Source organism: Marinobacter sp. (assembly GCF_014859525.1).
Lineage (GTDB): Bacteria > Pseudomonadota > Gammaproteobacteria > Pseudomonadales > Oleiphilaceae > Marinobacter.
Window position 1 is genome coordinate 21,127 of sequence record NZ_JACUUB010000036.1, and the last position, 8,081, is coordinate 29,207.

Annotated in this window: 8 protein-coding genes; 3 read left to right on the plus strand and 5 right to left on the minus strand. The window is 56.6% G+C overall.

The features are described from left to right. Window positions 1-16 precede the first annotated feature (16 nt). Genes rng through IBX51_RS09215 form a run of 5 tightly spaced genes read right to left on the minus strand, consistent with a single transcriptional unit; the run spans window position 17 to window position 4,521 of the window. A complete protein-coding gene (gene rng / locus IBX51_RS09195) occupies window positions 17-1,501 on the minus strand; it encodes a ribonuclease G (RefSeq protein ID WP_291830876.1) in 1,485 nt (494 codons plus the stop codon). Then, on the minus strand, window positions 1,498-2,100 hold the full coding sequence (locus IBX51_RS09200) for a nucleoside triphosphate pyrophosphatase (protein ID WP_291830877.1): 603 nt from the start codon (window positions 2,098-2,100) through the stop codon (window positions 1,498-1,500). Before IBX51_RS09200 ends, rng begins: the two co-directional genes overlap by 4 nt. A 5-nt stretch (window positions 2,101-2,105) precedes the next feature. After that, window positions 2,106-2,582 carry a rod shape-determining protein MreD gene (gene mreD / locus IBX51_RS09205; protein WP_291830878.1) on the minus strand — a complete coding sequence of 159 codons (477 nt, stop codon included), beginning with the start codon at window positions 2,580-2,582 and terminating at the stop codon, window positions 2,106-2,108. Then, window positions 2,582-3,448 (minus strand): rod shape-determining protein MreC, encoded by an 867-nt coding sequence (gene mreC, locus IBX51_RS09210; RefSeq protein WP_291830884.1) that lies wholly within the window; start codon window positions 3,446-3,448, stop codon window positions 2,582-2,584. Before mreC ends, mreD begins: the two co-directional genes overlap by 1 nt. 29 nt (window positions 3,449-3,477) lie before the next feature. Further along, window positions 3,478-4,521, minus strand: a complete 1,044-nt coding sequence (locus IBX51_RS09215; RefSeq protein ID WP_213465593.1) for a rod shape-determining protein — start codon at window positions 4,519-4,521, stop codon at window positions 3,478-3,480. 194 nt (window positions 4,522-4,715) lie between these two features. Between IBX51_RS09215 and gatC the strand changes: the two genes are divergently transcribed. The 3 genes from gatC to gatB all read left to right on the plus strand — a co-directional run bounded on the left by gatC (window position 4,716) and on the right by gatB (window position 8,006). Further along, the gene (gatC, locus tag IBX51_RS09220; RefSeq protein WP_291830879.1) at window positions 4,716-5,003 is read left to right on the plus strand and encodes an Asp-tRNA(Asn)/Glu-tRNA(Gln) amidotransferase subunit GatC; all 288 of its coding nucleotides are present in this window, start codon (window positions 4,716-4,718) and stop codon (window positions 5,001-5,003) included. Window positions 5,004-5,073: 70 nt separating this feature from the next. Then, window positions 5,074-6,531, plus strand: coding sequence for an Asp-tRNA(Asn)/Glu-tRNA(Gln) amidotransferase subunit GatA (gene gatA, locus IBX51_RS09225; RefSeq protein WP_291830880.1), 1,458 nt, complete (start codon window positions 5,074-5,076; stop codon window positions 6,529-6,531). 23 nt (window positions 6,532-6,554) lie between these two features. Beyond that, window positions 6,555-8,006: an Asp-tRNA(Asn)/Glu-tRNA(Gln) amidotransferase subunit GatB gene (gene gatB / locus IBX51_RS09230; protein ID WP_291830881.1), complete on the plus strand. Its 1,452-nt coding sequence runs from the start codon at window positions 6,555-6,557 to the stop codon at window positions 8,004-8,006. Window positions 8,007-8,081: the final 75 nt, after the last annotated feature.

Below are 8,081 nucleotides of genomic sequence, written 5' to 3' on the forward strand. Positions count from 1 at the left end.
CCCGGCTCAGCGGGCGTCAGAGCAGAACCACGTCGTATTGTTCCTGGCTGTAGAAAGGCTCCACCTGAAACCGAATGCTCTTACTGATGAAGGTTTCAAGATCCGCTACGTTATCTGACTCTTCATCGAGCAGGCGGTCAACGACATTCTGCGAGGCCATTACCAGGTAGTTCTCCACCTCGTAGGCGCGGTTAACCCTGAGAATTTCCCGAAATATTTCATAACAAACGGTTTCAGCCGTTTTCAGAAATCCTCGACCATCGCAAATCGGGCAAGGCTCGCACAATACCTGACCCAGGCTTTCCGTGGTGCGTTTTCGGGTCATTTCGACCAGACCGAGCTCGGAAACACCGGTAATCTTGGTTTTCGCATGATCCCTTTCGAGCATTTTCTCCAGCATCCGGTGTACCTGGCGCTGGTGTTCGGGGTCATCCATGTCGATAAAATCGATGATGATGATGCCACCCAGATTTCTCAATCTGAGTTGCCGGCTAATAGCCCGTGCCGCCTCCAGGTTGGTTTTGAAGATGGTTTCTTCAAGGTTCCTGTGCCCGACAAAGGCGCCGGTATTAATGTCGATGGTGGTCATCGCTTCTGTTTGATCGATGATGACATAACCACCAGACTTCAGCTGAACCTTACGACTCAGAGCTTTCTGGATTTCGTCTTCAACAGAATACAGGTCGAAAATCGGTCGCTCACCGGGATAATACTCCACCTTGTCTGCGAATTCCGTGACAAACTCCTGCACAAATTCCATCACCCGATGGTAACTTTCCCGACTGTCGATGCGGACTTTTTCTGTCTGCGGTCGGATCAGATCCCGTATGGTGCGAATAAACAAGGGCAGATCCTGGTAAACCACCGAGGGTGCCGGCGCTTTCGCCATCCGCTCATGAATCGACTGGCTAAGGCGGTGCAGATAGGTCATATCACCCAGCAGGTCGTCCGCAACCGCGGCCTCTGCAGCGGTCCGGATGATGTAACCACCGGTTATGTGATCCACTTCGGCAGCAACCCCTTCCTCAATAACCGCCTTCAGGCGCGCCCGCTCGTTATCGTCTTCGATACGCTGAGAGATACCAATGTGGCTGACCCCCGGCATAAACACCAGATACCGGGACGGGATGGAGAGCTGAGTGGTCAGGCGCGCACCCTTGGTGCCTATCGGGTCTTTCGTGACCTGAACCACCAGCGACTGGCCTTCCCGGAGCAAAGTACGGATATCGGGCACCATTTTCGGGCCATCCGATAGCTCATCGGGGCTGACCTGGTTAGTCACCAGATCGGACGCATGGATAAAGGCTGCTCGCTCGAGGCCAATATCAACGAAAGCGGCCTCCATTCCCGGGAGCACTCTGACCACTTTGCCTTTATAGATGTTACCGACGATGCCCTTGCGACTGGTCCGTTCGATATAGGCTTCCTGAAGCATTCCGTTCTCGACCAATGCGACCCGGGTTTCAACCGGAGTGACGTTGATCAGGATTTCTTCACTCATGTTTGGCTCTCCTTACTGCACCGCCAGTTCCGCCAGACCGGATGACCAGCCTCCGCCAGCAAGCCGGCGGTCTCTTGTAGGGGTAGGCCCACGACCGCGCTGTAGCTGCCCTTGAGTTCACTCACAAAGATACCACCCAAGCCCTGAATACCGTAGCCTCCAGCCTTGTCCATTGGCTCACCACTGGCCACGTAAGCGTCTATTTCAGCGTCGGATAACGCTCGAAAGCGGACACTGGTAACAACCAACCTGGACTGGCAATGTGCGCCCTCAGCCAGGGCCACGGCGGTCATGACCTGATGGGCCTGACCTGACAATCGCGCCAGCATGGCTTGGGCTTCGGCCACCGAGCCCGGCTTGCCAAGGATGTCACCTTGCAGCACCACCGAGGTATCCGAGCCCAAGACCAGGCTGTCGGGATTGTGCCTCGCCACCGATTGCGCTTTCTCTCGGGCAAGCCGCTCAACGTACTGCTCTGCAGGCTCACCAGCCGGCACGGTTTCATCCACATCAGCCGGCTGCACACGAAAGGCCAGACCAATCTGCTCAAGCAATTCTGCACGGCGCGGAGATGCAGACGCCAGGATGAGCGGTTTCATAGGCATCACCCCAGTTGCCGGTTCAGGCGATCAAGTAAACCGCACAGGAAGGGCCAGGCAATAGCACTGGTGAGCGCTGGCCAAAGGTAACTGAACCCGGCAGCATCGGCCCCAAGCATCTGTTTTATGAAGTGCACCAGCATCTGGTTGATTCCGAGCAGTAAGAACACCATCAGGCACTGCTGTGGCAGCGGATGCATTCTCAGACGTTGGTGGATGGTAAGAACAAGAAAGGCAATCAGCGCCATACCGAGCGCGTTGGTGCCCAAGGGTGTCGCTTCCAATACATCCAGCAACAAGCCCAGGCACCAGGCCATCAGAATTCCGAACTGGGCGGGCGCTCGGAAGGTCCAGTAGAAAACCACCAACCCCAGCCATTCCGGGCGAAACTCAAACCAACCCACCGGGAACAGCGAAATGCTCAGAACAAGGGCCAACACAACAGTGACTAGAAACAACGGGTAGCTGATCACTGACAACATCAGTTTGTGCCCTCTTCCATCGGAACCGCCGACCTGTCTTCAAGGCGGTCGCGAGCCTCCGGCTGAAACACCACCAGCACCATACGACTCTGATTAAGACGGGCCTTGGGTACGGCTCGAATCGTCACGAAAGGTTCCCCCGGCTCTTTGGTAATCCGACTAACCTCGGCAACCGGGTAGCCTCGGGGGAAGCGCCCACCCAGTCCCGAACTGACCAGAGTGTCGCCTTCACGGATGTCGGCTGTGTCTGGCACGTGAACAAGGTCCAGCTCGTCAGCTTCACCGTTACCGAGCAGGACCGAGCGCAGGCCGTTCCGGACCACCTCAACAGGAACCGCATGACTGCTGTCAGACACCAATAGCACCCGGGAGGTAAACTGACTGGTCTGGACGATCTGCCCCATCAAGCCTTCAGCATCCAACACCGCCTGGCCGGTAGTGACTCCATCACTTTGGCCTTTGTTGATAATAACTTCGTGAGAAAAAGGGTCCGGTGACACACCCACGATCTGGCCCACGATCACCCGATCATCGAGCACTTCTGAGGAATTCAACAAGCGGCGCAGTTCATTGTTTTCGGAGGCAAGGGCAGCGTATTTGAGCGCACGGCGCTCAAGAATCAGCATTCGGGCTTTCAGCTCTTCATTTTCGCTCTGCAGATCATCTCTGCTGACGAAAAGACCTGCAAACCAGTCACTGAAACGGTAAGGCGCATTCCCCAGCCAATACACCGGCGCAAGGCCGGTTTCCAGGGTACTGCGAACAGGAGTGAGCTTATCAAAACGGGCATCGGCAGCGATTAACGCTGCCGATATCAGAATCACAAGAAACAGCCTGAAGCCGGGCACCGGCCCCTGGACAAAGATCGTTTTAATGGCGAAGCCCTCCCACAGGATTATCCCTCCTGGGAGAACATTCCGATACCACCGCGATCAATCACTTCCAGTGCCTTACCGCCACCCCGAGCGACACACGTCAGAGGGTCTTCGGCGATAATCACCGGCAGGCCAGTCTCTTCACTGATAAGCTTATCCAGGCCTCGCAACAGTGCACCGCCACCGGTCAGAACGATACCGCGCTCAGCAATGTCTGAGGCCAGTTCTGGCGGTGACTGCTCAAGCGCACTCTTGACGGTCTGAACGATCTGGGCCAGTGACTCTTGCAGAGCATCCAGAATCTCTTCACTGTTCAGGGTAAAGGCACGGGGAACCCCTTCCGCCAGGTTGCGGCCACGCACGTCAATCTCGCGCACATCCAACCCTTCATACGCACAGCCGATTTCGTGTTTGATTCGCTCGGCGGTCGAATCGCCGATCAGACTGCCGTAATTGCGGCGCACGTAAGTAACAATCGCCTCATCAAACTTGTCACCACCTACGCGAACGGATTCTGCGTAAACGATGCCATTCAGGGAAATGATGGCAATTTCGGTGGTACCGCCGCCGATGTCGACAATCATCGAGCCGCTGGCTTCCTCAACCGGAAGACCGGCACCAATGGCTGCGGCCATCGGCTCTTCAATCAAAAACACCTCTCGGGCACCAGCGCCCAGGGCCGATTCGCGGATCGCCTTGCGCTCTACCTGAGTGGATTTACTGGGCACACACACAAGAACCCGGGGGCTTGGAGTAATAAAACTGTTTTCGTGTACTTTGTGGATAAAGTGCTGGAGCATTTTCTCGGTTACCACAAAGTCGGCAATAACGCCGTCTTTCATCGGGCGAATCGCGGTGATGTTACCAGGCGTGCGGCCCAGCATGCGCTTCGCCTCTGCGCCGACGGCAGCAACCGTTTTTTGGGAATTGTTGGTCCGGATAGCAACCACGGAAGGTTCATTGAGGACAATGCCGCGTTCGCGCACATAGATCAGAGTGTTGGCGGTGCCCAGGTCGATGGACAGGTCGCTTGAAAATAAGCCTCGGAGTCTTTTAATTAACATTCGTGTTGTTTCAACCTGAGAGTTGCGGTTGCAGAAAAGAATGCGGCAACTTTAGCAGTGACACCCCTCGCAGGCAAGGCAACATCAGGGCTTACGACTTACCATTTGCACACTTTCTGGAGTATTTCAGGGCCACTCTGAATCCGGATTCTGATAATATGCTCTGCTTATTTCGACAAATCATTGGAGGCAACGTGAGCATTTCCCGCGCAGACATTGAGAAAGTTGCCGTGCTCGCCCGCATTAAAGTGGACGACGAGCAGGTTTCAGCTCTGGAAAAAGATCTGGGCAACATTCTGGATCTGGTGGATCAGCTGAGTGCGGCCGATACCGACTCGGTGGAGCCAATGGCTCACCCCTTGGATGCGGTACAACGATTGCGCCCCGATGTCGTCACCGAAACCGATCAGCGTGCGGCGTTTCAGGCTATTGCGCCGGCAACCGAAGATGGCTTGTACCTGGTACCCAAGGTTATTGAGTGAGCTCTTCGATAACCATGACTGCCCTTTTACCCGGCAGGTTGTCTGACGATCACAACTTTCAGGATAGATGATGCATAACAAGTCTGTAGCAGAGCTTTCCAGAGAACTGGAGAGCGGAACGATTTCCAGCGTGGAGCTGACCCAACAGTTCCTCGACCGCATCAAGCGCGAGGACAGCCAGTACAACAGCTTTATTACCGTCTCCGATGAACAGGCGTTGACCGAAGCAAAAACCGCGGACGAGATGCGCGCTGCAGGCAAGGCTACCGCCTGGACCGGAGTGCCCTTTGCTCACAAGGACATTTTCTGTACCAACGGCGTGGGCACCAGCTGCGGCTCTAAAATGCTGGAAAATTTTGTGCCGCCCTACGATGCAACGGTGGTCGAAAAGTTCAAACAAGCCGGCGCAGTGTGCCTGGGCAAGACCAACATGGATGAGTTCGCCATGGGCTCGTCCAACGAATCCAGCTTTTTTGGTGCAGTGACCAATCCCTGGGGCCTGTCAAAAGGCGAAAAACGGGTTCCAGGCGGTTCCTCTGGCGGCTCTGCGGCTGCGATCGCGGCGCGTCTTGTGCCTGCAGCAACGGGCACCGACACTGGCGGCTCTATCCGCCAACCCTCGGCCCTGTGCGGCATTACCGGACTGAAACCCACCTACGGCCGGGTATCCCGTTACGGCATAATCGCCTTTGCCTCGTCACTGGACCAGGCCGGCCCGATGGCCCGCACCGCCGAAGATGCCGCGCTGATGATGAATGTAATGGCAGGATTCGACCCCAAAGACTCCACCTGCATCGACCGGGAGGTGCCGGACTACACAGCCACACTGAGCGAACCATTGAAAGGCCTGAAAATCGGCCTGCCCAAAGAATATTTCAGTGATCAGCTGTCACCGGTTATGGAAGAGCAGGTACGTAACGCGGTGCGTGAATACGAAAAGATGGGCGCGACGGTAAAGGAAGTGTCTTTGCCCAACGCCAGGCTGGCCATCGCGGCCTACTACGTGATTGCTCCGGCGGAGGCCTCGGCCAACCTGTCCCGCTTCGACGGCGTGCGCTACGGCTATCGCTGCGCAGATCCCAAAGATCTCATGGACATGTATACCCGTACTCGCGCCGAAGGCTTTGGCAATGAGGTCAAGCGCCGGATTTTAGTGGGCTCTTACGCCCTGTCAGCGGGTTATTTCGACGCCTATTATCTGAAAGCCCAGAAAGTTCGCCGTTTGATTCAGCAGGATTTCATCAACGCCTTCAAAGAAGTGGATGTGCTGATGAGCCCGGTAACCCCTTCCCCCGCGTTTATTCAGGGCGAAAAAACCACCGATCCGGTCTCCATGTACCTGGAAGACGTGTTCACCATCGCCATCAACCTGGCGGGCATTCCGGCTATGTCGGTACCGGCCGGGTTTGTCGATGGCCTGCCGGTAGGGCTGCAGATCATCGGAGACTACTTCTCGGAAGCGCGGCTGCTGAACGCCGCCCATCAATTCCAGCAGGTGACCGATTGGCACCAGCGTGAACCCCAATAAGCCCGACTAAAGGAGACGAACACATGCAGTGGGATATCGTGATCGGGCTGGAAATTCACGTTCAGCTTGCCACCCAGACCAAGATTTTCTCCGGCTCCAGCACCGCCTTCGGTGCCGAGCCCAATACCCAGGCCAACGCGGTGGACCTGGCCATGCCGGGCACCCTGCCGGTGCCCAACGAACAGGCGTTTCGCTACGCGGTGATGTTCGGCCTGGCCACCAACGCCGAAATCGGCCGCCGCTCGGTGTTTGAGCGCAAGAACTACTTCTACCCGGATCTGCCCAAGGGCTACCAGACCACCCAACTGGCTGAGCCGATCGTCGGCCCCGGTTATGTGGATATCGACCTGAGCGACGGCAGCACCAAACGCGTGCGCATTCACCACGCTCATCTGGAAGAAGACGCTGGCAAGTCCCTGCACGAGGACTATCACGGCATGTCCGGCATCGACCTGAACCGCGCCGGAACGCCGTTGATCGAAGTGGTGACCGAGCCGGACATGAACACGGCGGAAGAGGCGGTGGCCTTCGCCAGGAAGCTGCACAGCCTGGTGACCTCGCTGGGCATCTGCGACGGCGATATGTCGCAAGGCTCCATGCGCTTTGACGTCAACATCTCGCTGAAGCCGAAAGGCGCCGAGACCCTGGGTACCCGCACCGAAACCAAGAACCTGAATTCGTTCCGGTTTATGGAGCAGGCCATCGCACACGAAGTCGAACGGCAGATGGACATCCTGGAAGACGGCGGCACCATCACTCAGGAAACCCGTCTTTACAATGGTGACCGCGATGAATCCCGCTCGATGCGCTCCAAGGAAGAAGCCAACGATTACCGTTACTTCCCCTGCCCCGACCTGCTGCCGGTAGAAATCGACGATGCGTTTATCGAAGACGCTCGCGCCCGCCTGCCGGAACTGCCGGATGCCCGCAAGGCACGGTTCAAGGAGCAGTATGGTCTGAACGATTACGACGCTGGCGTGCTGTCTGGTGATGCCAAGCTGGCTGCGTTCTTCGAGGAAACCCTGGCGCACGGCAAGGACGCGAAACTGGCGGCCAACTGGATTCAGGGCGAGTTCTCTGCGCGCCTGAATGCCGAGGAGAAAACCGTGACTGAAGCTCCGATTTCAGGTGCACAACTGGGCGCCCTGGTCACCCGCATTGCCGACAACACCATTTCCTCTGCAGGGGCAAAGAAGGTGTTTGAAGCCTTGTGGTCGGGCGAGAATGATGACGTGGATGCGATTATCGACGCCAAGGGGCTCAAGCAGGTGTCTGACACCGGTGCTCTGGAATCCATGGTCGATCAGGTGCTGGCCGGCATGCCGGATCAGGTGACCCAGTACCAGAATGAGGAAGATCCCAAAAAACGCAAGAAGATGCTTGGTGGCTTTATGGGGCCGTTGATGAAGGCCTCTAAAGGCCAGGGCAACCCGAAGCTCTTTAACGAGATCCTGGTCAAGAAGCTTGGGGGGTAACCCGCTGGCTTTGGGTCGTGACTTTTTGTTGCAGCCCTAGCCTTTTTGGTTGGCAGTTATCGCACGGGCGGGTCA

Excerpts from the sequence above, each read along its gene's own strand:
- gatB (WP_291830881.1), top strand. The coding sequence starts at position 6,555 with ATGCAGTGGGATATCGTGATCGGGCTGGAAATTCACGTTCAGCTTGCC.
- IBX51_RS09215 (WP_213465593.1), bottom strand. The coding sequence starts at position 4,521 with ATGTTAATTAAAAGACTCCGAGGCTTATTTTCAAGCGACCTGTCCATC.
- gatA (WP_291830880.1), top strand. The coding sequence starts at position 5,074 with ATGCATAACAAGTCTGTAGCAGAGCTTTCCAGAGAACTGGAGAGCGGA.
- IBX51_RS09200 (WP_291830877.1), bottom strand. The coding sequence starts at position 2,100 with ATGAAACCGCTCATCCTGGCGTCTGCATCTCCGCGCCGTGCAGAATTG.
- mreD (WP_291830878.1), bottom strand. The coding sequence starts at position 2,582 with ATGTTGTCAGTGATCAGCTACCCGTTGTTTCTAGTCACTGTTGTGTTG.
- rng (WP_291830876.1), bottom strand. The coding sequence starts at position 1,501 with ATGAGTGAAGAAATCCTGATCAACGTCACTCCGGTTGAAACCCGGGTC.